This is a genomic window from Nocardia sp. NPDC005978 (assembly GCF_040614455.1).
Taxonomy (GTDB): domain Bacteria; phylum Actinomycetota; class Actinomycetes; order Mycobacteriales; family Mycobacteriaceae; genus Nocardia.
Genome location: NZ_JBEXUS010000003.1, coordinates 39,705 through 65,055 on the forward strand (window position 1 = coordinate 39,705; position 25,351 = coordinate 65,055).

21 protein-coding genes are annotated in these 25,351 nt (G+C 69.9%); 10 read left to right on the forward strand and 11 right to left on the reverse strand.

Translation table 11 applies throughout. The annotated features are described in order from the left end of the window. The first annotated feature begins 72 nt into the window (after positions 1 to 72). Both ABZ319_RS02255 and ABZ319_RS02260 read left to right on the forward strand, forming a co-directional pair. Positions 73 to 378 carry a hypothetical protein gene (locus ABZ319_RS02255; RefSeq protein WP_354984461.1) on the forward strand — a complete coding sequence of 102 codons (306 nt, stop codon included), beginning with the start codon at positions 73 to 75 and terminating at the stop codon, positions 376 to 378. Positions 379 to 871: 493 nt separating this feature from the next. Continuing rightward, on the forward strand, positions 872 to 1,729 hold the full coding sequence (locus ABZ319_RS02260) for an aldo/keto reductase (RefSeq protein WP_354984462.1): 858 nt from the start codon (positions 872 to 874) through the stop codon (positions 1,727 to 1,729). Between the two features lie 62 nt (positions 1,730 to 1,791). Here ABZ319_RS02260 and ABZ319_RS02265 read toward each other — a convergent pair whose 3' ends face one another. Next, positions 1,792 to 2,976, reverse strand: a complete 1,185-nt coding sequence (locus ABZ319_RS02265) for an NAD(P)-binding domain-containing protein (protein ID WP_354984463.1) — start codon at positions 2,974 to 2,976, stop codon at positions 1,792 to 1,794. Positions 2,977 to 3,043: 67 nt separating this feature from the next. Here ABZ319_RS02265 and ABZ319_RS02270 point away from each other — a divergent pair, with 67 nt between their 5' ends. From ABZ319_RS02270 to ligD, 4 genes are all read left to right on the forward strand, one after another. Continuing rightward, positions 3,044 to 3,769 carry an enoyl-CoA hydratase gene (locus ABZ319_RS02270; protein WP_354984464.1) on the forward strand — a complete coding sequence of 242 codons (726 nt, stop codon included), beginning with the start codon at positions 3,044 to 3,046 and terminating at the stop codon, positions 3,767 to 3,769. A gap of 41 nt (positions 3,770 to 3,810) precedes the next feature. Further along, positions 3,811 to 4,932 (forward strand): MBL fold metallo-hydrolase, encoded by a 1,122-nt coding sequence (locus tag ABZ319_RS02275; RefSeq protein ID WP_354984465.1) that lies wholly within the window; start codon positions 3,811 to 3,813, stop codon positions 4,930 to 4,932. 32 nt (positions 4,933 to 4,964) lie between these two features. Further along, the gene (locus ABZ319_RS02280; protein ID WP_354984466.1) at positions 4,965 to 5,315 is read left to right on the forward strand and encodes an antitoxin; all 351 of its coding nucleotides are present in this window, start codon (positions 4,965 to 4,967) and stop codon (positions 5,313 to 5,315) included. Between the two features lie 164 nt (positions 5,316 to 5,479). After that, positions 5,480 to 7,453, forward strand: a complete 1,974-nt coding sequence (ligD, locus tag ABZ319_RS02285) for a non-homologous end-joining DNA ligase (protein ID WP_354984467.1) — start codon at positions 5,480 to 5,482, stop codon at positions 7,451 to 7,453. Here the strand turns inward: ligD and ABZ319_RS02290 are convergent. Continuing rightward, complete coding sequence (locus tag ABZ319_RS02290; protein ID WP_354984468.1) at positions 7,450 to 8,094, reverse strand: isochorismatase family cysteine hydrolase; 645 nt, start codon at positions 8,092 to 8,094, stop codon at positions 7,450 to 7,452. The genes ligD and ABZ319_RS02290 overlap by 4 nt on opposite strands. Before the next feature lie 83 nt (positions 8,095 to 8,177). Further along, positions 8,178 to 8,822: a hypothetical protein gene (locus ABZ319_RS02295; RefSeq protein WP_354984469.1), complete on the reverse strand. Its 645-nt coding sequence runs from the start codon at positions 8,820 to 8,822 to the stop codon at positions 8,178 to 8,180. Between the two features lie 667 nt (positions 8,823 to 9,489). On the opposite strand from ABZ319_RS02295, the gene ABZ319_RS02300 reads away from it, so the two are divergent. Further along, complete coding sequence (locus tag ABZ319_RS02300) at positions 9,490 to 10,698, forward strand: lipase family protein (protein WP_354984544.1); 1,209 nt, start codon at positions 9,490 to 9,492, stop codon at positions 10,696 to 10,698. A 144-nt stretch (positions 10,699 to 10,842) separates the two neighbouring features. Here the strand turns inward: ABZ319_RS02300 and ABZ319_RS02305 are convergent, their stop codons facing one another. The 3 genes from ABZ319_RS02305 to ABZ319_RS02315 form a co-directional block, all read right to left on the reverse strand. After that, complete coding sequence (locus ABZ319_RS02305; protein ID WP_354984470.1) at positions 10,843 to 11,505, reverse strand: ammonium transporter; 663 nt, start codon at positions 11,503 to 11,505, stop codon at positions 10,843 to 10,845. Positions 11,506 to 11,657: 152 nt separating this feature from the next. Next, positions 11,658 to 12,422, reverse strand: coding sequence for an energy-coupling factor transporter transmembrane protein EcfT (locus ABZ319_RS02310; RefSeq protein ID WP_354984471.1), 765 nt, complete (start codon positions 12,420 to 12,422; stop codon positions 11,658 to 11,660). Next, positions 12,419 to 14,503, reverse strand: coding sequence for an ATP-binding cassette domain-containing protein (locus ABZ319_RS02315; protein WP_354984472.1), 2,085 nt, complete (start codon positions 14,501 to 14,503; stop codon positions 12,419 to 12,421). Before ABZ319_RS02315 ends, ABZ319_RS02310 begins: the two co-directional genes overlap by 4 nt. Positions 14,504 to 14,605: 102 nt before the next feature. Between ABZ319_RS02315 and ABZ319_RS02320 the strand changes: the two genes are divergently transcribed. Both ABZ319_RS02320 and ABZ319_RS02325 read left to right on the forward strand, forming a co-directional pair. After that, the gene (locus ABZ319_RS02320) at positions 14,606 to 15,520 is read left to right on the forward strand and encodes a cation diffusion facilitator family transporter (protein ID WP_354984473.1); all 915 of its coding nucleotides are present in this window, start codon (positions 14,606 to 14,608) and stop codon (positions 15,518 to 15,520) included. 152 nt (positions 15,521 to 15,672) lie between these two features. Beyond that, positions 15,673 to 18,237, forward strand: a complete 2,565-nt coding sequence (locus ABZ319_RS02325) for a protein kinase (protein WP_354984474.1) — start codon at positions 15,673 to 15,675, stop codon at positions 18,235 to 18,237. Between the two features lie 702 nt (positions 18,238 to 18,939). Here ABZ319_RS02325 and ABZ319_RS02330 read toward each other — a convergent pair. Next, positions 18,940 to 19,383: a DUF4377 domain-containing protein gene (locus tag ABZ319_RS02330; RefSeq protein ID WP_354984475.1), complete on the reverse strand. Its 444-nt coding sequence runs from the start codon at positions 19,381 to 19,383 to the stop codon at positions 18,940 to 18,942. Positions 19,384 to 19,422: 39 nt separating this feature from the next. Continuing rightward, positions 19,423 to 20,874 (reverse strand): NAD(P)/FAD-dependent oxidoreductase, encoded by a 1,452-nt coding sequence (locus tag ABZ319_RS02335; protein ID WP_354984476.1) that lies wholly within the window; start codon positions 20,872 to 20,874, stop codon positions 19,423 to 19,425. 95 nt (positions 20,875 to 20,969) lie between these two features. Here ABZ319_RS02335 and ABZ319_RS02340 point away from each other — a divergent pair, with 95 nt between their 5' ends. After that, on the forward strand, positions 20,970 to 22,037 hold the full coding sequence (locus ABZ319_RS02340; RefSeq protein WP_354984477.1) for an AraC family transcriptional regulator: 1,068 nt from the start codon (positions 20,970 to 20,972) through the stop codon (positions 22,035 to 22,037). On the opposite strand, the gene ABZ319_RS02345 is transcribed toward ABZ319_RS02340, so the two are convergent. The 3 genes from ABZ319_RS02345 to ABZ319_RS02355 all read right to left on the reverse strand — a co-directional run bounded on the left by ABZ319_RS02345 (position 22,018) and on the right by ABZ319_RS02355 (position 25,164). Next, positions 22,018 to 22,797 carry a metallophosphoesterase gene (locus ABZ319_RS02345; protein ID WP_354984478.1) on the reverse strand — a complete coding sequence of 260 codons (780 nt, stop codon included), beginning with the start codon at positions 22,795 to 22,797 and terminating at the stop codon, positions 22,018 to 22,020. The genes ABZ319_RS02340 and ABZ319_RS02345 overlap by 20 nt on opposite strands. Before the next feature lie 133 nt (positions 22,798 to 22,930). After that, positions 22,931 to 23,719: an RNA pseudouridine synthase gene (locus ABZ319_RS02350; protein WP_354984479.1), complete on the reverse strand. Its 789-nt coding sequence runs from the start codon at positions 23,717 to 23,719 to the stop codon at positions 22,931 to 22,933. Between the two features lie 86 nt (positions 23,720 to 23,805). Further along, positions 23,806 to 25,164, reverse strand: a complete 1,359-nt coding sequence (locus ABZ319_RS02355) for a wax ester/triacylglycerol synthase family O-acyltransferase (protein ID WP_354984480.1) — start codon at positions 25,162 to 25,164, stop codon at positions 23,806 to 23,808. Positions 25,165 to 25,351 lie beyond the last annotated feature (187 nt).

A 25,351-nucleotide genomic window follows, 5' to 3' on the forward strand; every position in this document is an offset into this window, starting at 1 on the left:
ATTTCCTCCGTGACAGCAATTACCCGCGTGCGCCAGGGGGTCACGCCGCAGTCGAATCACGGAGGTTCTCCCATGCGCACCACAGCTCGTCTACTCCTGATAGGCACGATCGCCGCTGCGGCGTTCGCGAGCGGCGGCGCCGTGGCGTCGGCCGACACCCGGCCCGCGGAGGTGGCGGATTCGGGATCGGCCGCCGGCTCGTCGCAAGCATCGGTCGCCTTGGTCGTGGGAGACCTCCTGCGGTTGCTGCAAGCGGGTTCCGGCCCGGGCGGCGACCAGGCCATCGCCGGATTGCGGGAACTCCTCGTCGATTCCGGCTCCTTCACCCGATGCCAGCTCGACCCGCCGAGAACGTTCCCTTGCCTGGGCACCCAGTAAACCGTCGGCCGGCTCCGCGCAGCCGGCCGCTACTCGAACCAGCACTTGCAACGAATTACCTGGAGGCCCAATGCGTTCGACAGCTCGTTTACTCATGATCGGCACGATCGCCACCGCGGCACTCATGAGCGGTTCCGTCGCTGCGTCGGCTGACACCGCGCCCGCGGAAGTGGCGGGGTCGGGATCGGCGGGTAGCTCCTCGGGTTCGGGCACCCTCGAAACGAAACTCCTCCTGGATCTGCTGGCAGTGGGCTCCGGTCCGTCGGGCGGGGTCATCCCCGGATTTCGGGAGTTCCTCATTGATTCCGGGTCCTTCACCCGATGCCAGCTCGACCCGCCGATTCTGGGTCCCATCTGCTTGGACCCCCGGTAGTCGGCCTGCCGACGCGAACCGTGGAAGCTGAAAGTTAGCTACTTCACAAAGCCTCTGCCAGGGCTAACACGCCGGGGAGCGTGGTTGACGTGCGCGGAAAGGGCTCCTACCGTCGGAATGGTGACTTACCGGAGCGAGACCAGCGCAGTGCCGTCTATCGTCCTGGGGGACGGGCAGATCATGCCCAAGCTCGGATTCGGGGTGTTCAAGGTCGACGCCGACGAGACGGTGGAGATCGTGAGCGCCGCTCTGGGGGTGGGGTATCGGAGCATCGACACCGCGGCGGTGTACGGCAACGAGGCCGAGGTGGGGCGGGCCATCGGGAAGTCGGGGCTGGCGCGGGACGAGGTGTTCGTCACGACCAAGCTCTGGAATTCCGAGCAGGGGTACGACGCGACCCTGCGCGCGTTCGACGCCAGCATGGAGCGGCTCGGGCTCGATGTGCTGGATCTGTATCTGATTCACTGGCCGATTGCCGGGTCCAATCTGTACGTCGACACCTTCCGCGCCCTGCAGGCGTTGAAGGCGCAGGGCCGGGTCACCTCCATCGGGGTCTCGAACTTCCAGCGCGCACATCTCGAGCGTGTGATCGGTGAGACGGGGGAGACCCCGGTGGTGAATCAGATCGAATTGCACCCCTATCTGACCCAGAACGAGCTGCGCAAGTTCCACGCCGAGCAGAGCATCATCACCGAGGCGTGGAGCCCGCTGGGCCGGGGCGCGGAGTTCGAGGATCCGGAGATCCTGGCGATCGCGCAGGAGACCGGCCGCACCCCCGCACAGGTGGTGTTGCGCTGGCACATGCAACTGGGCAACGTGGCGATTCCCAAGTCGGCCACGCCTTCTCGTATCGCGGAGAACTTCGAGATCTTCGATTTCGAGCTCACCGGTGCGCAGGTCGCGCGGATCACCGGCCTGGACCGCGGCTCCCGCCTCGGCCCGGATCCGGACACCTTCGACGCGGGCGCGCCCGAGTAGCCTGCGGCGCCGGCGCGCCGCAGGGGCCTTCGACCTTTGGCGCGCCGGACCAGCCTGCGGCGTCAATTCACCGGCAGGCCAAGGTATTCGGTGATCTCCGCGGCCGCCGCCCGCCCGGCGCGATTCGCGCCGATGGTGCTGGCAGAGGGCCCGTACCCGATGAGGTGAATGCGCGGATCGGCGGCGACCTGGGTCGCCAGCCGCCCGGTCATGGTGATGCCGCCCCCCGGCCCGCGCAGGCGCAGCGGCGCCAGATGGTCCAGGGCGCTGCGGAATCCGGTGGCCCACAGGATCACCTCGGCGGCCTGGAACTCGCCGTCCGCCCAGCGCACGCCGCCGGGTTCGATGTGGTCGAACATGGGTTTGCGGTCCATGACCCCGCGGGCGCGGGCCGCGCGCACCCGATCGGTCTCGAGCAGGCCGGTCACCGACACCACCGACCCGGGCGGCAGGCCGCGCCGGACGCGGTCCTCGACCAGCGCCACGGCCGCGCGCCCGTCCTCGGGTGCGAACGCGCCGTCCCGGAACACCGGTTCGCGCCTGGTCACCCATGTGGTCTTGGTCACCGCGGATATCTCGTCGAGCAGTTGGACGGCGGTGATGCCGCCGCCCACCACGATCACGTGCTTGCCGGCGAATTCGGCGGCGTCGCGGTAGTCGTGCGCGTGTAATTGCCGTCCCGCGAAGGTATCCGCGCCCCGGTAATAGGGAATGAAGGGTTTGTCCCAGGTGCCCGTGGCATTGACGAGACCGCGCGCGCGAATGGTCCTGTCCGCGCCGCCAATAGAAACTGTTTGGTCTGAATTCGCGCCCGAGTTCGCACCGCCCGCCCGGGTCTCGGCGTGCAGCAACCCGTCCACTTCGGCATCGGGGCAGGTCGCGCCCGTCGCGCGGTCGCAGACCACACGCACCGAGCGCGGTCGCAGCACGCGCAGATCGAACCGCTTCTCGTAGAGCGCGAAATAGTGCGGCACGGCCGTCGCGGCCTGAACGTCGCCCGCGCCCACCGCATCGGCGGCCAATGTCTCCGCGAATGACATGCCCGGCAGATCGTGCACCCGATTCACGGTGCTCAATGTCAGTGACGGCCACCGGAATTGCCACGCCCCGCCCGGCGCGGGGGAGTGGTCGACGATGAGGAAGTCCCGTTCGGGCGTCAATCCGAGGCGGCGCAGGTGATAGCCGACCGACAATCCGGCCTGCCCGGCGCCTATCACCAGGATGTCGACATCGGGTGTTGCTGTCACGGACCCGACGGTACGCCCGCTTAGAGTGAAGCAAAGCACGGGTACGCAGCTCAGTGGGGAAGGACAAATGCTCGGAGTCAGCCGCGATGGCGAGGTCGTCACCATCGAACTGCAGCGTCCGCAACGGCGGAACGCACTCAACGAAGAGCTGGTGGGCTTGTTGCACGCCGCGATCGACGAGGCCGCGGCCACGTCGCGGGTAATCGTGCTGACCGGCCAGGGCCCGCTCTTCAGTGCCGGCGCGGATCTGGACGGTGTCTACTCGGACAGTTTCTTGTCCGGCCTGCTCGCCATGCTGCACGCCATCGAGACCGTGCCGGTGCCGGTGATCTCGGCGATCAACGGCGGGGCCTTCGGCGCCGGGGTGCAGCTGGCCCTGGCCTCGGATCTGCGGGTCATGACCTCGGATTCGTTCATCGCGGTACCCGCGGCGAAACTCGGTATCTCCGTTGATCGCTGGACCGTGCGCCGACTATCGTCGCTGATCGGCTCGAGCCCGGCCCGCACGGTGCTGCTGGGTGCGGAACGGATCTCGGCGCAGGACGCCTACACGTTCGGATTCGCCAACAAGATCGGCACGCTCGCGGACGCCCAGATGTGGGCGAAGCACATCGCCGAGCTCGCCCCGCTCTCGCTGCGGCACATGAAGCTCGTCTTCAACGACGACGCCACCCGCGGCGAGGACACCAACGCGCAGGCCGATGCCCTGCGCGCAGCCTGGACCAGCGAAGATGCGCAGGAGGCGCGAGTGGCACGGATGGAGAAGCGTCCCGCGAAATTCCAGGGCCGATGAACGGGGGGCGCATGACCGCGAATTCGCGGAAACTGGTGGGTATGGCAGCTGGTGCTTTCGGTATCTCCTGGTTGGTGCGGGCGGCGTGGGGCATTCCCTCCGCCATCGGTGCGTCGATGTCGGCCATCGCCCCGACCGCCACGGGTGCGGCGACCTATCGCAAAGGGCAGTTCCACAACACCGAGCCGAGCAGTCAGCTCACCGGCTCGGGTCTGGAACTGCTGTATCAACTTCTGACCCAACGCAATTCGGGCCGCCCGCCGGGCCGCATCCCGGTGCAGACGCCCGCGCTGCCCGAACAGGCCGCGGATCTGGCGGTGACCTGGTACGGCCACGCCACCTGCCTGGTGGAGGTGGACGGCTACCGCGTGCTGACCGATCCGGTGTGGAGCGAGCGCGTCTCGCCCTCGCCGCTGGTCGGCCCGGCCCGGCTGCATCCGGTGCCGACCCCGATCGAGGCGCTGCCGCCGGTGGACGCGGTGCTGATCTCGCACGACCACTACGACCATCTGGATCGCGAGACCGTCGACGCCCTCGTCACCGGGCAGGACGCGGTCTTCATCGTGCCCATCGGCATCGGCGCGCACCTGCGCCAGTGGGGCGTGCCCCAGGATCGGGTCGTCGAATTGGATTGGGCCGCTTCGGTCGCCCTCTCGGATCTGAACCGCAATCGCGACGACGGCACCGACCTGGTGATCACTTGCTCCGAGGCCAGGCATTTCTCCGGCCGCGGTCTGGTGCGCAACACCACGCTGTGGGCGTCCTGGTCGATCGCCGGTCCGACCCGCCGCGTCTACTTCGGCGGCGACACCGGCTACACCAAGGCGTTCGCGGAGGCGGGCGCGCGCCTGGGACCTTTCGATCTGACGCTGCTGCCGATCGGCGCCTACGATCGGCATTGGCCGGATGTGCACATGAATCCGGAGGAGGCGGTCCGATCGCACGCCGATCTGTGCGTCGGGGACGCCGGATACGGCCTGCTGGTGCCGATTCACTGGGCCACCTTCAATCTGGCGTTCCACGGCTGGTCGGAGCCCGTCCGGCGGCTGGTCGCGGCGGCGCAGGAGGCCGGTACCGAGGTCGCCGTGCCCAAACCGGGTCAGCGGATCGACCCGATTGGCCTCCCACCACGGGATTCGTGGTGGGAGGATGTGCGCGAATGACCGAAGACCGAGAGTGAAGGAGTGCAGCAGCTGTGAGTCTGATTGACACGCTCAAGGGATTGGTCGGCAAGGGCAAGGAAGTGGCGGCCCAGAACGCCGATAAAATTGAGAACGCGGTAGACAAGGCCGGTACGTTCATCGACGGCAAGACCGGGGGAAAGTACTCCTCGCAGATCGAAAAGGGTTCCGAGGCCGTCAAGAACGCGATTCCGGCCGACGCCGCGGCCGGAGCCGATGCCCCGGCTCCCGCCCCGGAAGCGGCTCCCGAGCCCGCCGCGACCCCCGCCCCCACCGAGGCCGTGGCCGAACCGGAGCCCGCGCCGGCGCCGGATCCCGTGCCGCCCGCCGCGGACGAGGCGCCGAAGAACCAGCCGCCGGCCTAGTCCGCCGCCGCACATCTCACGGGCCGTTCGGGTCCGGCGGATCGCGCTGCGCCGCCGGTGACCGAGCGGCCCGTCGGCGTTGTCGCCGGGCCGCATGCCGGGCCGGACGCTCGATCGCTGCCGGGTGCCCGGAATTCGCGCGGCCCGGCCCTAGACTGCACCCCATGAGGTCCCGGCGGGATTTCGGGGGCGTCGAGGTTGGGCTCACCAACCTCGACAAAGTGCTGTACCCGGCGACCGGGACCACCAAGGGCGAGGTCATCGACTATTTCACCGCCATCGCCCCGGCCCTGCTGCCGCATATCGCGCAGCGCCCCGTGACCCGCAAGCGCTGGCCGAACGGGGTTCGCGAGACTGCGTTCTTCGAGAAGAATCTGCCCGAGCACGCGCCGAAGTGGATCGAGCGGCGGTCCCTGGCGCACTCCGACCGCGATGTGGTCTATCCGCTCATCGATTCGGTGGCGGGCATGGCGTGGCTGGGCCAGCAGGCCGCGCTGGAAGTGCATGTGCCGCAATGGCGTTTCGCGGGGACGGCCCGGGGACCGGCCACCCGGCTGGTCTTCGATCTGGATCCGGGACCGGGTGCGGGGCTGGCGCAGTGCGCCGAGGTGGCGCTGATCCTGCGCGATGTGGTGGCCGAGGTGGGCCTGCGGGCGTTCCCGGTGACCAGCGGCTCCAAGGGGATTCACATCTATGTGCCCCTGGACCGGGAATTGGGTCCGGACGGGGCGTCGGCGGTGGCCAAGCAGGTGGCGACGAACCTGCAACAGCTGCGCCCGAAACTGGTGACCGCGACCATGGCCAAGGCCGCGCGCGCGGACAAGGTCTTCCTGGACTGGAGCCAGAACAATCCGGCCAAGACCACCATCGCGCCCTACTCCCTGCGCGGGCGCGAGGAGCCGTGGGTGGCCGCGCCGCGCGAGTGGGACGAGATAGCGGATCGGAAGAAGCTGCGGCATTTGCGCTTCGAGGAAGTACTGCGCCGCTTCGCGAGCGACGGTGATCCGCTCGCCGAACTGGACCCGCCGCTGGAAACGGATTCCGTTGCCGCGCAGCCGGATCGGCTGCACACCTACCGTTCCATGCGGGATGCCGCGCGCACGCCGGAACCGGTCCCCGCGTCGCCGCCCGCCCCGAGTGCCGGGAATCGCTATGTGGTGCAAGAACATCACGCCCGCCGGCTGCACTGGGACGTGCGCCTGGAGCGGGACGGCGTCCTGGTGTCCTGGGCGGTGCCGAAGGGGCCGCCGGTCGATACGCACGAGAACCGGCTCGCGGTGCACACCGAGGATCATCCGCTCGAATACCTGGATTTTCACGGCTCCATCCCGCGCGGCGAGTACGGCGCGGGGGAGATGGGCATCTGGGATTCGGGGACCTACGAGACCGAGAAGTGGCGGGACGACGAGGTCATCGTACGGTTCAGCGGGCAACGGCTGAACGGGCGCTACGCGCTGATCCGGACCGAGGGTAAACAGTGGCTCATGCACCTGATGAAGGATCAGTCCGCGGGTGTCTCGAAAGATGCTGGCGGGCAACATGATTCACCGGGAGGCGCGGCGCTGCCGCGCGATCTGCTCCCCATGCGCGCCACCGACGGTGACGTCTCGGAACTGGACGCCGCGCACTGGAGTTTCGACCTCGTGCGCGACGGCGTGCGGCTGATCGCCGAGATCGAGGACGGCACGGTGCGATTGCGCGGCCGCACCGGGCGCACCGTCACCGGAAAGTACCCGGCCCTGGCGGAACTCGGTCCCGCGCTGGCCGGACATCGCGTCGTGCTCGACGGCGCGGCCGTCGTCTTCGACGAGCAGGGCCGCGCCGATTCCGCACTGTTGCGGGCGGATCCGAGCCGGGCCGTGTTCGTGGCCACCGACATCCTGTTCCTGAACGGCACGTCACTGCTGCGCAAGCGCTATGACGATCGCCGGCGGGTACTGGAAGCACTGACCGGCGCGGCGGCCGTCCTGGTGGTCCCGGCGCCCCTGCGGGGCTCCGGCGCGCAGGCCCTGGCCCGCGCCCGCGCGGACGACGCGCCCGGGGTGATCGCCAAACGGCGGGACTCGGTCTACCTGCCCGGCAAGCACGGGCAGGCCTGGATCTTCACGCCGAGCGCACCGCCGGACGGCGAGCGCTAGCCGGACTTCTCCAGCAGCGGTGCGATGGTGTCCACATCGGTCTCGATGACATGGCCCTGGAAGGCGAATTCGTCCCAGGCGCGGGCCAATCCGGCCTCGTCCTTGCCGCCGACGGCGTCGCGCACCACGATCGGGACGAACCCGAGGTCGGTGGAGTGCGTCACGGTCGGCGCGATGCCGATCTCGAGGGCGACGCCGGTGATGGCGTACGCGCCGATGCCCAGATCACGCAGGGTGGAGGCGAGGGGCGTGCCCTCGAAGGCCGACATGGAGGTCTTGTCGAAGACGATCTCGCCCGCGCGCGGTTGCAGTTCGGGCACCAGCTGGAAGCCCGGGGTGTCGCGCTGCAGGATCGGCACGACGGCCTCGACCGAGTCGACCTGCTGCCAGCTCATGGCCATGCGCAGCGCGAAGGCGCCCATCAGCCGTTTCGGCAGGAACATGTGCCGCAGGAAGATGATCGGGTATCCGCCGCGGCGCGCCGCCTCGACCACCCGCACCACGCGTTCGATGATCTGCGGCCCGTGCTCGAGTTGCCCGAGCACCCCCACCTGCATGTCGTAGACGATCAGCGCCATGCGCTCGGGCGCGCACACGTCCTCGAGCGTCTCCGGAATCTCAACACCGTTACCGTGCCGCATCGCTCTCCGCTATCGATAGCTCCCACAACAACTTTCGCCCGCCCACCCTACGCGTGTCCGGTCGCGCGCGAACGCGGTCCAGGTCAGGCCGGGGCCGGGGCGGCCGGGCCGGGCGCGGTGGCCGCGGGTGCGGGCTCGGGATGGAATCCGGGCAGGAAGCGATCGGCGAACGGGATCATCAGGTGGATGAGCGGCCCGATGCCGAAGGCGTAGACCAGGGTGCCGACGCCGATGCTGCCGCCGAGCAGCCAGCCGATACTCAGCACGGTGACCTCCAGGCCGCTCCGCACCAGCCACACCGGGCGGCCGGTCCGCCGGACCAGTCCAGTCATCAGGCCATCGCGCGGACCCGGCCCCATGCCCGCACCGATGTAGAGCACGGTGGCGGCGGCGTTGAGCACGACGGCCGCGACCATGGCCGCGATCCGGGCGGGCAAGCCGTCCACCTCCGGGAGCAGCCACAGCCCGGTGTCCACCGCGATGCCGATGACCACGACATTGCTGACGGTGCCCAGTCCGGGCCGCTGCCGCAGCGGAATCCAGGCCAGCAACACCACCGCACCGGTAATGGCGACCACGGTCCCGAAACTCAGCGGCACGTGGTCGGCGACGCCCTGGTGGAACACGTCCCAGGGGTCCAGGCCCAGCGCCGCCCGCAGCATGATCGCCATAGACAGCCCGTACCACCACAACCCGACGTAGAGGGCGATCACCCGGCGTAACAGCATCGGCCCATCATCCCGCCCACTGGCCTGTGGATAAATATCCAGTAACCCGCATCTGGACCCTTCATTGATCCACAACCCCCGGTCCACACCCCGGGAAGACTGTGGATAACCGGCGACTGCCACTCGGCTAGGCCGACCGGCATCGGATCCGCGGCGGGGCGGACGGCCGGACCGGGACGCTCGCCCGCGGGGGAGGCGGCGGTGTCGCGATCCGAGCCGCCGGGGCGGCGCATCGATTCGAGTCGATACCGATCGGGTCGCTGTGTCGCTGTGTCGCCGGAGGCCGGGCGCCGCGGCGTCGTACTCTGACGACGGATGTCCGGTTTGCGAGTTTCGGTGAGTGTGTGAACCGGGGCAATAGGTATGAATCGCGCGACGGTGGGGTGCGTGTGGTGCGCTCCGAACGGGCCGTTCGATCCGCCTGTGAGGCAGTGTATTTCGGTCGCCTCGCCGTAGCTGCGACGCGCGGGAGCACGTTGACCTGCGGGTATTCCGGGCAGTACGTTTGAAACTCCGATGCGCTGGAATATGGAGGACGGCGTGACGCGCGTCTTCTCGTGCCCCGAGCGTCGGCGAAAGGGACGCTGGAGGCGTGTATATGCGGTGGGATGTCGCATCGGTCAGGGGAATCTCGAACAGCGCGCGAAGGGGTGCGGACAGAGTGCGAATGTGGGGCCGGATCGTCCTGGTCGCGCTGGTGGCGATGGTCGCGGCCGCGGTGGCGATGCCGCTCACGCACGCGAACGTCCCGTTCCCCGATGACGATCCGTTCTACGCCGCGCCGGCCGGGCTCGGGGCCGCGGACAACGGCGCCGTACTGAACTCGCGCCCCATCTCGGTGTTCGGCCTGCCGCTGCCGGTCGCGGGCTGGCAGGTGCAGTACCGCAGCACCGATTCCGCCGGTGCGGCCGTAGCGGACATGGCGACCGTGCTGGCCCCGCTGCTGCCCTGGTTCGGCCCGGGCACCCGCCCGCTGCTGTCCTATCAGGTCGCCGAGGACAGTCTCGGCACCCGCTGCGCGCCTTCGTACGCGCTGCGCGGCGGCCGTGATTTCTCCATCGTCAACACCCTGCTGGACGTGCCGTTCCTGACCGAGATGCTGCGCCGCGGCTGGGCGATCGTGGTCTCGGACTACGAGGGTCCGCAATCGCGCTTCTTCGACGGCGTGAACTCCGGGCGCGGCGTCCTGGACGGCGTCCGCGCCGCCAAATCCTTTCCACCGCTGGGGATCACCGATGCCAGCCCGATCGGGGCGTGGGGCTATTCGGGTGGCGCGTTCGCGACCCTGTGGGCCATGCAGCAGCGCGCGAGCTATGCCCCGGACCTGTGGTTCGCGGGCGTGGCCGCGGGCGGGGTGCCCGCCGACATCGCCGCCATCGCGCAGCGGGTGAACGGTCAGGGGCAGGCCGGTCTGGCGGTGCTGATCCTGGTGGCGCTGGCGCGCAACGATCCCGGCTCCGGCCTGTACGACGCGCTGAATCAGAACGGCCGCGACCTGCTGGTGCGGGAGGCGAACGCGTGCGGAGCGGATCTGGTCGCCAGATATGTCAATCGACAGCTCGACGACTACTCCGACACCCCGAATCTGCTGTGGCACCCGGCATTTCGCACCGCGACCCTGCGTCAGGAACTGGGCGGCAACGCACCCGACGTGCCGCTGTACCTCTATCACAGCGTCGAGGACGACGTGATCCCGGTCGAGGGCTTCAGCGGCCTGGTGGAGAACTACTGCACCCAGGGCGCGAACCTGACCGCGGTGCATTCGGGCATCTCCGGCCACAATCCCGCCGCGGTCGTCGAATCTCTGGGCGTCCTGGGCTATCTGTCGGACCGGTTCGCGGGGATTCCGGCCACGCCGGGCTGCAACGTGCGCTGATCCCCCCGTGTGTTTCGGCTCCCGACGCACCCGCCCGGGTCGGTGTGGGCTGACACCTCCCGGGCCGGTGATCATCGGGACCCGCGTCGCGAACCCTCGGGGGCGGCCGGAATCAACCGCGCCCCAAGTGATTCGGAGTAATCGCTAGTACTCGCTGACGCTCGCCCACTTGGTGGTGCCCGGGGCGGCCGCCAGGGTGGAGATCAGTTCGATACCGGCGACGAACAGCGTCGGACCACCCACCGCGAGCGAGCCGATGATGCTGCCGACCGCCGCACCGGTGATCAGCCCGGCCACGATGCCCGGACCGGTCGGGGAGCTGATCAGCGCGCCGATCAGGGCGCCGACGGCGGTGCCGATGAAGGCCCCGACCGCGGTGGCGATGCCGAACTGGCTGGAGAAGTTCGCCATCGCCTTCTGGTTCTCGATCGGCGAGGCGATCTCCTGCACGGCGGCGGGCCGGGTCGCGGCCGCGTCCTTGACCGCGGTCAGCGACAGGGTCCGGGCGTCGTCGCTGATGGTGCTCGGCAGCGGGTGGACCAGGCCGTCCGCGACGAACGACAGCGGCAGGGCCACCACCGTGTTGCCCGCGGTGTCCTTGATGTTCACGGTGTTTCCGGCGTATTCGAACTCGCCGTCGGTGAGGGTGGTGACCACGGTGTTGCCGACCAGGCGTGCCTCGTAGCCGATGTCGGGCGTACCCGGCTCGGCCTGTGCGATCCCCGCCCCCGCGATGGCGACGGCGGTCACGACGGGTGCGGCGACAGCGGTGAATTTGCGCAGCATTGTGTTGTGTCCAATCTTCATCAGGTTTCCGGGCCAACGCACGCCCAACACGAACAATTCCGTTCCAGCCGGAAATATGTTGAGCCCCCGTGCTTTTGCGCTACCCCGCGTTCTTGGACACCACGTTAGCGTGCCGGACCGACACGTCGAATCATTTTCGGGACCGGTGTTGGTCAAATGAGCAGGTCGATACCGAATCCCAGGACGTATACCGCCGCGATGATCGCGAAGGCCACCACGTCGGCGCGGCCCGGCGCGCCCGGGCGTGCTGTGAGTTCGCCGGTGCCGCCGCGGGTGGTGATGGCCTCGCCGAGTTCGCCCGCCCGGCGGCTGGATACGGCCATGGCGGCGGTCAGGATGTCGACGAGCGGGTTCTGCTCGGCCATCTTCATCACCGAATCGCGGGGGCGCAGCCGGCGCGCCGCGCGCAGGATGCGCATCTCCTCGAGCAGCAGTGGCAGGCCGCGCAGGGTCAGCGCGATGACCACCGCCCATTCGTCCACCGGGATCCGGTGCCGCACCCCGCGCCGGGTCCAGCCGATCCGGCGCAGTGGCGCGGCGAGTTTGGCCAGCGCGGGCGCGACCTCGCCCATCGGGGTGGTCCAGGCGATCAGGAACGAGGCCCCGAGCAGGATGAAACCGAAGATGACGACCTTGGTGTACGACAGCACCGCGGTCATCCCCACCGGCGCGTTGATGAGCGCGCCGAGCGCGATGCCCGCCCAGAACCACCACGGGAAGCGCGGCAGGGTGCCCAGCGGAAGTTTCGCCAGCACCCACACCAGCACCAGGAAGGCGACGGCGATGGCGATCAGCGGCCAGGACGGCACGAACATGAGCAGCACGCTCACCGCGAACGCGCCGATCATCTTGGTGCCGGCCCAGAGCCGGTGCACCGGGCTGTCGACCGGCACTTCGCGCAGTACGACGCTGCTCATCGGAATCCTCCGGTGAAATCGTGGGTGGCGGGCGGCGCGGCGACGGTGTCGCTCTCGGCGATGCGGCCCGCGCGCAGGTGCACGATGCGGTCGCACACGGCGGCGACGTCGGCTATGTCGTGCGAGATGACGATCAGGGTGAGGCCCGAATCCCGCAGCCGGGCAATGAGTTCCACGACTCCGGCGCGGCCTTCGGGGTCGAGTCCGGCCAGCGGCTCGTCCAGGACGACCACCTGCGGGCGGCTGGCGACCATCGCGGCCAGCACCACGCGTTTGGCCTGACCGCCGCTGAGTTCCTCGATGGACCGCGAGGCCAGCGCCCGGTCCAGCCCCACCGCGTCCAGCGCCCGGGCGACCGCGGCGGTGCCGTTGCCGCCCCAGTCCTCGATCTCGGTACCGACGGTCTGGCGCTGCAACTGCAGCCGGGAATGCTGAAAGGCCAACTGCACGGCGCGAATTCGCTTGTGCACCGGCTTGCTGCCGGTGAGTTCGCGCAGTTCGCAGCTGCCGGAGCTGGGCAGGGTGAGCCCGGCCATGATCCAGGCCAGGGTGGATTTGCCCGAACCGTTGCCGCCCACGATGAGCAGCGCCTCCCCGCGCCGCACGCTCAGGTCGACCCCGTGCAGGGCGGGCGCCTCCCACGAGGTGCCGCTGTTGTAGGTGTGCCGGACGTCGCGCAGTTCCAGCACGGGGTTGCCCATGGGCCGCCGGCGCTGATCGCGGACCGGCCGCGGCCAGGCTGGGAGCTGGTCGACGGTGCGCCCGCCGCGCAGGTGGATCACCCGGTCCGCGGCGGCGGCGTCGGCTTCGTGGTGGGTCACCAGCACCACCGCCATGTCGTGGCGGCGCGGCAGATCCGCGAGCAGTGCGACCAGGTCGCGGCGGCCCTCCGGGTCGATCATCGAGGTGGCTTCGTCGGCGAGCAGCAGCGTGGGTTTGCGGGCCAGGGCCGCGGCCACCGCCAGACGCTGCTGTTGCCCGCCGGACAGGGTGGCGGTCTCGCGCCCGCCCATGTCCTCGAGGCCGACCTCGCGCAGCAGCCCGTCGATGTCGACCTCGGCGGCGTGGCCGGTGGGCAGGCCCCACACCACGTCGTCGCGAACCAGGACGCCCAGGGTCTGGCTCTCGGGGCGCTGCAGCACCATGGCGGTGCCGCCGCGCAGGCCGAGTCCGGCCGCGCCGGGGCGGGTGACCGTGCCGCCGGTCGGCGGGCGGCCCGCGAGAATCCGGGTGAGCGTGGACTTTCCGGAGCCGTTGTGGCCGACGACGGCGATGAACTCGCCGCTGCGGACGGTCAGGTCGATGCCGTGCAGGGCGTCGGTGCGCGCGTTCGGATAGCGGAACGCGACCTCGCGCAACGTGATCGGCAGCGGTGCGATGGGGCGGTCGTCGGCGGGCGCGTCGAGCAGGTCGTCGCGGCCGGGCAGCCAGGCCAGCCGGTCCAGCACCGAGCCGAGTACGAACCAGGAGATGACGCCGCTGGCGAGCATCGCGAAAACCACGCCGCCGCCGGCGAACAGCCACCACCAGCGCAGGACGTACTCGGTGGCCTCGGCGATGCCCCGGCCCAGCGGCTCGAGCGCCGACTGGCGCGCCGCGATGTTCTCCAGGCCCTTGGCCGTGTTGGCGATACTGTCGAACAGCAGTTGGCGCGCCCGGGAGAACAGCAACAGCATTCCGACGGAGAACGATGCACCCAGCAGGCCGGTCAGCAGGGAGAGTCCGAGCACCGCGAGCAGGCCGCCGTGCCGTCGTTTGACGATGCCGATGATGCCGCCGACCACCGCGACGCCGACCAGGTTCACGGCGGGCACGAGTCCGCCGGCCACGAAGGTCACCAGGGTCGCGGCGATGGTCGCGGTGATCAGGGCGCGCAGGCGGTGCCGATGCGCGAGCAGTCCGATCGGCACGGCCGCCACCAGTTGCAGCGCGGCGGCGAACGGAACCAGCGAACCGACGGTCACCAATCCGACGGTCGCGCCGCCCAGGACCGCGCCGGTCGCGAGTTCGATGGGGCGCAGCGCGCCCGCGGGCGGCGGGGGGCCGGTCGCGGCGGCGCGGGTCTGGGACGAATCGGTCACGCACACCAGTCTGCCGTGTGTGCGGCCGGACCCGGGGATACCTCCACGACATCCCCACACAGCTGATTGCATTCATGCGCATTCGTGCATATATTGGTCGGCGTGGGACATGATCATTCGCACGGCGTCACGCCGTCCAGCGCCTCGGGCAAATACCTGCCCCGCCTGGTGCTCGCACTCGCCATCGCCCTGATATTCATGCTGGTCGAGTTCGTGGTGGCGATCGCCACCTCGTCCCTGGCCCTGCTCTCCGACGCCACGCACATGCTCACCGATGTGGTCGGCATCTCCATGGCGCTGTCGGCGATTCTGCTGGCGCGGCGCAGTCGGCCGACCGCGACGCGAACCTTCGGCTACTACCGCGCGGAGGTGCTGGCGGCCCTGGCGAACGCGCTGCTGCTGTTCGGCGTGGCGATCTACGTGCTGTACGAGGCCATCGCCCGGCTGGGGGAGCCGCCGGAGGTGCCGGGGTGGCCGGTGCTGATCGTGGGCGCGCTGGGGCTGATCGCCAATATCGTCTCGTTCCTGCTGCTGCGTTCGGGCGCGCAGGAGAGCCTCAACATCCGCGGCGCGTACCTCGAGGTGTTCGCCGACCTCATCGGCTCGGTGGGCGTGTTGCTCTCCGCGGCCATCACCCTGGCCACCGGATGGCGGTACGCCGACATGATCATCGGCGTGGCGATCGGCGTGTGGGTGCTGCCGCGCACCTATGTGCTGGCCAAGCGCTCGTTGCGAATCCTGTTCCAGCACAGTCCCGAAGGGCTCGACGTGGACGAGATGACCGCCGCCCTGCGGGCGATACCCGGGGTGGCGGACATCCACGATCTGCACGTGTGGACCCTGACCTCGGGCATGGAGGTGGCGTCGGCGCACCTCACCGTGACACCGCCGCACCCGACGGGCCCGGTGCTGCGCGCCGCACAGGAGTTGCTGTCCAGCCGATTCCACATCGATCACGCGACCCTGCAGACCGAGGGGCCCGATGAGGCGAACCACTGCCGGGAGCTGTCCTGGTAGTGGTGGATGATGGGGTTGTTAACCCTTTCGGGGGGTCGTGTCGATGAACCAGTGTCCGCATCGTGTCCCGACGTGCAGGCGGAATGGTTACGGCTGGTCGCACAGCGCGGGCAGGCAGGGCGAAGGTCCATGGCGCCGAGGGGGAATCGCAGGTGGCAGGGTCGCTCAGGGCGGGTGACGAATTCGCCGGGTACGAGATCGTGCAGGCGCTGGGCGCCGGCGGGATGGGCGCGGTGTACAAGGCCCGGGACCGGGATCTGCCGCGCTTCGTGGCGCTGAAACTGCTGACCGTGCCGGGCGGGGGCGGGGCCGAGCATCACGCGCGATTCCGGCGCGAGGCCGATGCCGTTGCGCGGCTGGATCATCCGAACATCGTGACCGTGTACGCGCGCGGGCAGGACGATGACCGGCTCTGGATCGCCATGACCTACGTCGACGGCGAGGACGTGTCGGTGGCGCTGCGCGGGGGCCCGCTCAACCCGGGGCGCGCGGTGCGGATCATCACCGAGACCGCGGGCGCGCTGGACCACGCGCACGCGGCCGGGATCCTGCACCGGGATGTGAAGCCGGCCAACATCCTGCTGACCCGCGGACAGCCGGAACGGGTGCTGCTCACCGACTTCGGCATCGCCAAGACGCTGGACGAGAGCCGGCAGCTGACCGACATCGGCGAGGTGCTGGCCAGCTTCCACTACGCCGCGCCCGAGCGCTGGACGGGTCCGGGCGACGCCGACCACCGCGCGGACGTCTACTCCCTCGGCTGCACGCTCTACCACATGCTCACCGGCCGACTGCCCTTCCCCGGCAAGAGCGTCGGCCAGCTGCTGTACAACCACGCCTACGGCGAGATCCCCCGGCCGACCCGCCACATCCCCACCCTGCCAACGGGTTTCGACGAGGTCATCGCCCGCGCCCTGCACAAGGACCCCGCCGGCCGCTACGAGAACTGCACCCAGCTGGCCCGCGCGGCCCTGCAATCCCTCCGCGAGCCCTCACACCCCCGCTACCCCACCCAGCCCCGCACCGACCTGCTCAGCGCCGCCCCCGCCCCCAAAGACGCACCCCGCCACCCCAACCGTGCCCAGCCAACCCCCACGAGCGCCGCCACCCCGCAACCCGCCCACCCGACCTCCGTCCCGACCCTCCACCCCGGCACCACCTCTCGCCCCGGCCGGCCCCCCGCAGGCTCGGCCGCCCACCCCGGCACGACCGCCCAGTCCGGCCAACCTCCCGCAGGCCCGGCCGCCCACCCCGGCACGACCGCGCAGCCGGTCCACCCGACCTCCGGCCCGACCTCCCACCCCGGCCAATCTCCCGCGGGCACGACCGCTCGCCCGGACCCGATCACGCCCTCGCCCAAGGGTTCCGGCACCCCGGTCACGGACCCCCGCTCCCAGCCCACCCTCCCGAAGTCACCACCGACCGGACACCATCCATCCGGCCCCCAGTTCCCGGGCGCGACCTCACACCCGCCCCGCCAGGCCCCACAGCCCACCGGCATCGCGGCCCGCCCGACCCCGTCCCCGCAGCTCACCGGCGCGGCCGCACCCGCGAATCAGCAAGGGGCGCAGCGCGCGTTGCCCGCCGAACCCGCGACTCGGCAGGGTGCGCCGTCCGGCGGTTCGGCTACCCCGGCGACGCGGCAGGGACCGCCCACGACCGTGGCAGCGAACAGGCAGGGGGTGCAGTACACCGGCACGGTCGCCCCCGCGAAACAGCCCGGCGCGCAGCACGCCGGGGACGCCGCGCAGCCGAATCGGCAGGGGCCGCAACCTGTAGGGCCGGGTGCCTCGGCCGGCCGCGCGGGTTCGACCGCGGCACCGGCCCGTCCGGCCGCGCCCGCCGCCGGTCAGGTGTCGGGGCCGAATCGCCGGCCGCTGCCGCCCACTCGCCAGCTGCCGCAGATCGAGCGCGAGGCGCCGCGGGTCGAGCCCGTTCCGCGGTTCGCCGCGGCGGATTCCCCGCCCACGCTGCTCGATACCGCCGCCGCGGCGGAACCGCCGGATTCGCACGACCCGCCGCCGCGCGCGACCCGCGTACGGAACAAGGCGGTCTGGGTGCCGCCGCTGGTCGCGGTGCTGATCGTGGTGGTGGCCCTGGCGTATCTCCAGTCCCGGCAGTCGGATTCGACGACGCGGACGCTGCCGACCACCACCACGGTCAGCAGCGTCACCTACGAGTCGAGCACGACGGACGCGCCGCCGACCACCACGGTGGAAGTCACCGCGACCAGCTACCGCCCGACCCCCACCACCACGACCACCTCCTACAGCCCCGCCAAACCGCCCACGGTGACCGTGCCGGATGTGGTGGGCGCGCTGATCGCCGCGGCGAAGGCGAAATTGGAGGCGGCAGGCTTCGTAGTGGTGCAGGTCGAGCGCAAGGACGCCGCCGCGAAGGGCACCGTGCTGGCCCTGGATCCGGCCGCGGGCGCCGAGCGCGCCGCCGGCACGAAGATCACCGCCTACGTCTCGACCGGCGAGACCACGACGACCGTCACGATGCCGAACCTCGTGGGCCACACCACGACCCAGGCCGCCGCCGCTCTGAAGGCGGCCGGCTGGACCGGCACCCTGCAAACCACCACGAAGAAGGTCACCGACGCCACCCAAGCCGACAAGATCATCGCCCAGTCGGTCGCCGCCGGCACGACGATCGCCCTCGACGCCCCCGTCACCGTCACCGTCGGCGAAACGGACCCCACCCCGTCCACCTGACCACGATGGAAACCGCGGTTCGCCCTGGCCTCCGACACACGGTGGCCGGACCACCGGCACGGACCGCACCGTAACGGGAGCGGTCGTGCCGTGCGACGCTCGCTACCGACGCGCGTTCGCAGCGCGGTAGTGCGGGCGAACATCAGCTCTCACACGGGCAGCTTCGGCAGCCCCGAGACCAGGTGCCGGCCCAGCAGCGACAGAATCCGCCAAACAAGCCGTGCCGCACCGGCATCTGACAACCCGTCCGGCTGAACCGCCTGCCGCGCCGATTCTGTCGGCGCGGGCTCGTTCCGGCCGGACTCCGGCCGGGTCGCGGGTTCGGGTCGAGGGCTCGTCGATCCGCGCTGCTCGCCAGGACCCGGACAGTGTCGGTGCGGGCGAACATCGGCATTCATGCGGGCGGTTTCGACAGATCCGAGACCGAGTGCCGGATTCAGCGGCGGCGGCTGTCGCAATAGTCCATCAAAAACGCTGTGTTGCAGAGGTATTCGACAGTCGGCTCAGTCGAAGCGCCCCGCGCCGATTCTGTTGGCGCGGGCTCGTTCCGGCCGGACTGCGGCCGGGTCGCGGGTTCGGGTCGAGGGCTCTTCGATTCGCGCTGCTCGGCAGGGCCCGGTCCGTGTCGATTCGGAGCTCAGATTCTTGACCGGTCGGGGGCACTGGGGCTGCGCGCCGTAGCTGTTGATTCGCGCCGAGCCGCTAGGCCGGGGTCTTCGACAGGACCGAGACGAGGTGCCACGTGGCGGAGGGGGCGTCGGCCGGGGGATCGGCGCGGGGGCGTTGCTCGATCAGGAGGTGGTAGGTGTAGCCGGGTTCGAAGTCGAAGCCTTCGATGCCGGAGTAGTGATTCTCCCAGGCGGCGTTCGGGTCTCGGCGGACCCGGAGGCATTCCATCGGGGCTACGCCGGTGCACGGGACGGTGGCGGGGCCGACGTAGATCTCGAACTGTTCGGCGCCGGGGGCGACGGTCGGCAGGACCGAGGCCGGCGAGCCGGCGGGGGCGGTCGTGGTGGCCGCGGGCGCGGAGTTCGACGACCCGGTCACCGCGTGATTGGCGTGCTCATCGGAGGACGAGGAACAGCCGGTCAGCGGCAGGGCCGCGGCGAGCGCGGCGACGGCGATCAGCCTCGGGCGAGTGCGCATGGGCGTGAATATGCCACAGGATCGCCCCGACCTGCGGTTTCAGCGTGCGCTGGTGAGTCGATAGTCGGCGAGCCGGACCCGTCGGGTCCGGTGCCGGTAGCTGCGGGTGGTGCCCGGCCAGTTGTTGGTGATGCGCCCGGCGGCGGTGCGGTACCAGCTGGTGCAGAAGTTCCACGGCGTCCGGGAGAGTCGTTGCTGCAGCGCGTCGTTGAACGCGAGCTCCGCCTCCGTCCGCACCTCGAGCACGTGCCCCGGATGTTCGGCCAGAATCTGGACGGCGTGCCGGATGTACCGGGCCTGCGACTCGATCATGTAGATGATCGACCCCACCCCGACGTTGGTGTTGGGCCCGTAGATCAGGAACAGATTCGGGAATCCCGGCACCGTGATTCCCAGGTGGGCGTGCGCGCCGTCGGCCCAGACCTTGGACAGCGTGGTCCCGCCCGGCCCGCGAATCTCCATGGGCCACAGGAACTCGGTCCCCTTGAACCCGGTCCCGTAGATGATCACGTCCGCCGCGTGCACGGCGCCGTCCGCGGTGCGCACCCCCTCGGGCACGATGTCGATGATCGGCGCGGTCGTCACGCGCACGTTCGGCTGCGCCAGCGCCGGGTAGTAGTCGGAGGAGAACAGTGCCCGCTTGCACCCGATCGGATAGTCCGGGGTGAGCGCGGCCCGCAGCTCCGGATCGGTGATCTGCTCGTCGAGCTGCTTCTCGGCGAGCTTGGCCACCGCCCGCGTGATCCCGGGAAACTCCACCAGCCCCAGCGCGACGAACTCGGCGATCGCCCACCACGAGAACCGCTCCGCCAGCGGCATTCCCGGCACCCGCTGCAGCACGCGGTGATGAACCGGCTTGTAGTCGGTGTCGAACTTGGGCAGCACCCACGCCGGGGTCCGCTGGAACAGCGTCAGCGCGCCGGCCCCCGGCTGAATCTCCGGAATGTACTGGATGGCGCTGGCTCCGGTGCCGATGCAGGCCACCCGCTTGCCCGCGGTGTCGACGGTGTGATCCCAGCGCGCGGAATGGAAGGACGCGCCCGCGAAGCTCTCGATCCCGGGGATGGCGGGCATCGCGGGCCGGGACAGCTGCCCGACCGCCGAGATCAGCACGGTCGCCGTGCGCACCGTGCCGTCGGTGGTGCGCACCGTCCACTGCCCGGCGACCGCGTCGAACTCGGCCTCGCCGACCTCCGCCCCGAAGACGATCAGCTGTCCGAGCTCGTGCCGTTCGGCCACGTCCCGGATGTAGGACTGAATATCCTCGCGTCCCGAATACCGCTGCCGCCATTGCGGTTTGGGCCCGCGCGCGTAGGAGTACAGCGGCGAGGGCACATCGCAGGCCGCGCCCGGATAGGTGTTGTCCCGCCACACCCCGCCCAGGTCATCCGCTCGTTCGAGAATGGTGACCTCGTGAAAACCGTTCCGCTGCAGTTCCATGGCCATCCCCAGCCCACCGAACCCGGCCCCGATGATGATCACCGACGGCATGCTGCCCTCCTCGCCTAGCGCAGACCCCTCCACTCTAAAACCGGGACCTCGTCCACGTGGGTGTCTTAATCGAGATTTTCGGCCATACTTTGGCTATGAGCACGGTTCAGGAGGCGGGGATTCGGGACTGGGACTTCCCCCGGGGCGTCGCGAGTATCGCGCTGATGACGGGGTTCGCGCGCGAGCACGGGGTCGGCGCCGGTCGGATACTGCAGGGCAGCGGGGTGAGCGAGCGCGGGCTGGGCGATCCGGACGCCCAGGTGGACGCCCAGGCCGAGTTGGCCGTCATCCGGAACCTGGTGCGCGAGTTGGGAGATCGGCCGAATCTGGGCCTGGAGGTCGGGCGGCGGTACCGGATCACCACGTTCGGGATCTTCGGTTTCGCGTGCGTCAGCAGTCCGACCCTGGGTGAGGCCATCGCGTTCGCACTGCGTTATCTGGAGCTGAGTTTCACCTTCTGCATTCCGGTCGCTCGCTGGAAGCCGGGCGAATTCGTGGCCCGCATCCACGACGAGCGGGTGCCCGGCGATGTCCGGCGTTTCCTGGTGGAACGTGATGTCACCGCGATGTTCGGCATGCTGAACGACCTGCTCGGGCACCGGCTGGACCTGGTCCGCGCGGAGTTCGACTTCCCCGCTCCGCCCGATGCCGGTCTGTACGACGAAATCTACGGCCTGCGACCGGAATTCGAGCGTCCACACAACCTGTTCGGCCTCGATCCGGCGGTGCTGGAACGCCCGCTGCCCCAGGCCAACGAGCACACCTGGGCCATGTGCCTGGCCCAGTGCCGCGAGCTGGTCTCGCGCAGGCGCGCCCGCACCGGCATCGCCGCGGAGGTGCGGGAGCTGCTCGTCCCGCGCGGGGGCGCCGACGGTTTCGCCGCGCCTCCCGGAATCGATTCCGTGGCAAGAGATCTCAACGTCAGTACGCGCACGCTGCGCAGGCACCTGGATGCCGCGGGCACCGGCTACCGGCAATTGCTGGACGAGGTCCGCCGCGCACTCGCGGAGGAAATGCTCACGGCCACACCGCTTTCGGTGAGCGATGTGGCCATCAGGCTGGGCTACGCGGAGGCGTCGACCTTCATTCACGCGTTCAAGCGCTGGACCGGCACGACGCCCTCGACCTATCGGCGCGCGCTGCTCACTCCGCCGGTGCGCTGAGCTGCCCGCGCATGGCGATGGGGCGGAACGCCGACAGCAGCCGCCCGTCCCGGATGGAGTGGAAGAGGATCGAGGGATCGGGCGCGAAGTCGATCGGCACGTGTCCCGGTGCGGCGGTTTCCCATTCGCAGCCGATGGTGGAGGAGATGCTGGGCGCCACGACCAGCGGTTTGCCCGCGAACGAGGTGACCAGCCCCGAGTGCACGTGCCCGGTCAGCACGGCCAGCACCCGGTCGTCCCCGGCGACGATCTCGGCCAGCCGTTCGGGATTGGTGAGCCGGATGGGATCGACCACGGTGCTGTGCACCGCGACCGGCGGGTGGTGCATGGCGATCAGCACGACGTCGTCGGCGGGCGTGGCGGCCAGCAGGTCGAGCAGCCACGCGTAGGTCTGCTCGTCCAGATATCCCTCGGGCCTGCCGGGCACGCTGGAGTCCAGCAGGGCCAGGGTGAGACCGTTCACGCTGTGCGCCTGGTTGATCGGCGCGTAGTCGGAGTCCACGCCGAACAGCACGGTGCGCATGTGCCCGCGGTCGTCGTGATTGCCCGGCATGATCAGCACCGGCACGTCGGCCACCAGCGCCGCGCGGGCCTGGCGGTATTCCTCGATGTCGCCCTCGTCGGCGATGTCCCCGGTGACGACGATGACGTCGGGTCGCTGCGGCAGTTCGGCCAGGAACCCCATCACCCGCTCGGCGCGTTCGACGTTACGGGCGCCCAGATCGAAGTGGGTGTCACTCAGCTGTGCCAGCAGAACCATCGGCGTTCGCTTTCTGTGAAGGGCCGCATCGTCGCGCCCGAACGTGCCGCACCCTTGCGCCACCGATTCAGGCTAGATGACCTGCCCATATGCGGTCTCGGTGAGACTCGCCACCGAATATAGCGGTTTCACATCAATGCACTTCGGGGGTGGCGGCGGTCACCGCGTCCCGCGCGATGCCGAGTAGTTGCCCGGGCGCGCCGGTTACGGGTTCGCCGCCGACTTGCCAGAAGTCCGGATCGGGATCGGCCTCGAGGTCGAGCACCGGCGGCGTGCGCCAGGAGGCGTCCAGTCCCAGGCGCCACGAGTGCAGATGCGTGCGCGCGTGCGCACCGGATTTGTCGAAGAGCGGATCGCCGACGATGGGATGCCCGATCCACGCCAGGTGCACCCGGATCTGATGCCGTCGCCCGGTGAGCGGCCGCAGCGCGAGCACCGTGTGGGTCCCGGTGTCGGCGAGGGTCACGAACTCGGTGACCGACGGATAGTTCTTGCCCGCGAGCAGCTCCTGCTCGGGGACCTGCCACCGATCGCCCACGCGCCGAATGCTTTCGCGCGGTGCGGCGATGCGCACCCGGTTCTTGCGCCCGACGCTCAGCGGCAGCTCGATGACCCCGCGTTCGGGCAGTCCGGTGGAGGCGGTCACCGCCAGGTACGCCTTGCGCGCGGTGCGCTTGTTGAACTGCCGCGTCAGCTCGCCGTGCGCGGGCAGCTCCTTGGCCAGCAGCACCAGCCCGGAGGTCACCTTGTCGATGCGATGCACGGGGTACAGCGTTTCCCCGGCGGCCGCGGCGAGTTCCACGATGTCGGTGTCGTGGCGTTCCCCGGTGACCGAGATCCCGGCGGGTTTGTTCAGCGCGAGTACCGCCGGGTCCTCGCTGATCAGACTTCGTTTCCGCAGTTCGGGCCAAGAGGTGTCCACCCGGCCAGCGTAGAGATCACGCCGCCGCGCGGCTCATCCCGGTGCGTCCGGGCTCGGCCCGGTGCGTTCGGCCGCCGCCCGTGCCCTCAGGCGACGGCCCGTTCCAGTTCTGCCAGGCCGTTCTCCATGTGCTGCGGCAGCCGATAGAGATCGGGCACCGTGCGCCGGCAGCCCACGAAACCGAAGTCGAGGTTGTCGCCGTTGGTGGTGAGGGTGATGTTCATGGCCTGCGATTCGAAGGGAATCGACAGCGGGTAGTTCGCGTCCAGCCGCGCGCCGCGCATGTACACCGGTTTGCGCGGCCCGGGCACGTTCGAGATCACCAGGTTGAACGGCATGCGCGGCAGCGCTTCGAAGCCGGGCACCAGCGAGACCCCGAGCGGCGACATGAGCAGCGCCGACAGCGCCATCGCCTCGATCTTGGGTAGTTGGGTGAAGACCTGTTTGGTCTCGCGCATGGAGGTGCTGATGGCGGTGAGCCTGTCCACCGGATCGGCGATGTGTGTCGCCAGGTTCGCCAGGCACGCCGCGACCATGTTGCCCTCGGAGGTGTCGGACTCGGCGGCGCTGCGCACGTTGACCGGCACCATCGCGATGAGCGGCTCGTCGGGCAGCGCGCCGTGCTCGAGCAGGTACGAGCGCAGCGTGGCCGCGCTCATGGCCAGCACCACGTCGTTGACCGTGGCCCCGGTGGCCCGGCGGATCGCGTTGACGCGTTCGAGCGGCCACGACCGGACCGCGACGCTGCGCGCGCCGCCGATGGACACGTTGAGCATCGTGCGCGGCGCGGTCATGGGCATGGTGAGCCGCCCGTCGATGGCTCCGCGCAGCGGCGCGGCGATCGATGCTGCGCTACGGGCCATGCGCGGCAAGGCTTTTCGCAGCTGCTGCCATTGGTTGCGCGGTTCGGGGGTGCTGTCGGTCTCGACCGGGCGGGTGCCCCACGGCACGCGCACCCGGGTGTCGAGCGGGTCGTCGGTGAGGGTGCGCTGCAGCAGGCGCATGGCCGAGACGCCGTCGATGAGCGCGTGGTGCATCTTCATGTAGATCGCGAACCGGCCGTCGTCCAGACCCTCGATGAGCCTGGCCTCCCACAGCGGCCGGTGCCGGTCCAGCAGCGTGCCGTGCAGGCGTTCGGTCAGATCGATCAGATCGCCCATGCCGCCGGGGCCGGGCAGGGCGCAACGCCGCAGGTGATAGCCGAGATCGACCTGTTCGGCATGCGACCAGTTGACGCTGGAGAAGCCGCCGAAGCTCCGGCTGGGATGGCGCTGGAAGCGGGTGCGCACGTCGGTGGCGCCGGCCATGCCGGCGAACAGTTCGCGCGTGAAGTCCGGACCGGCCTCCGCGGGCGGTTCGAAGAGCTGCAGCCCGCCGACATGCATGGGGTGCTCGCGGGATTCGATTGCCAGGAAGATCGCGTCTAGCGGGTTGAGAAGATCCATCGGATTCGCCTATGCCGTGGGGGAGCGCTGTGCGTAGTGGAACCGGACACCGCTGCCTGGGAGATACGGTCAGGCGACGCTGCCCCCCGCTGCGTTGAGATGAATCAGGTTATCACTGCGCTTGATTCGTGATAACCCCGACGCGCGGCGCTAAACCTCGCGTACTCGAGCGCGCCGCGAGAGTAGC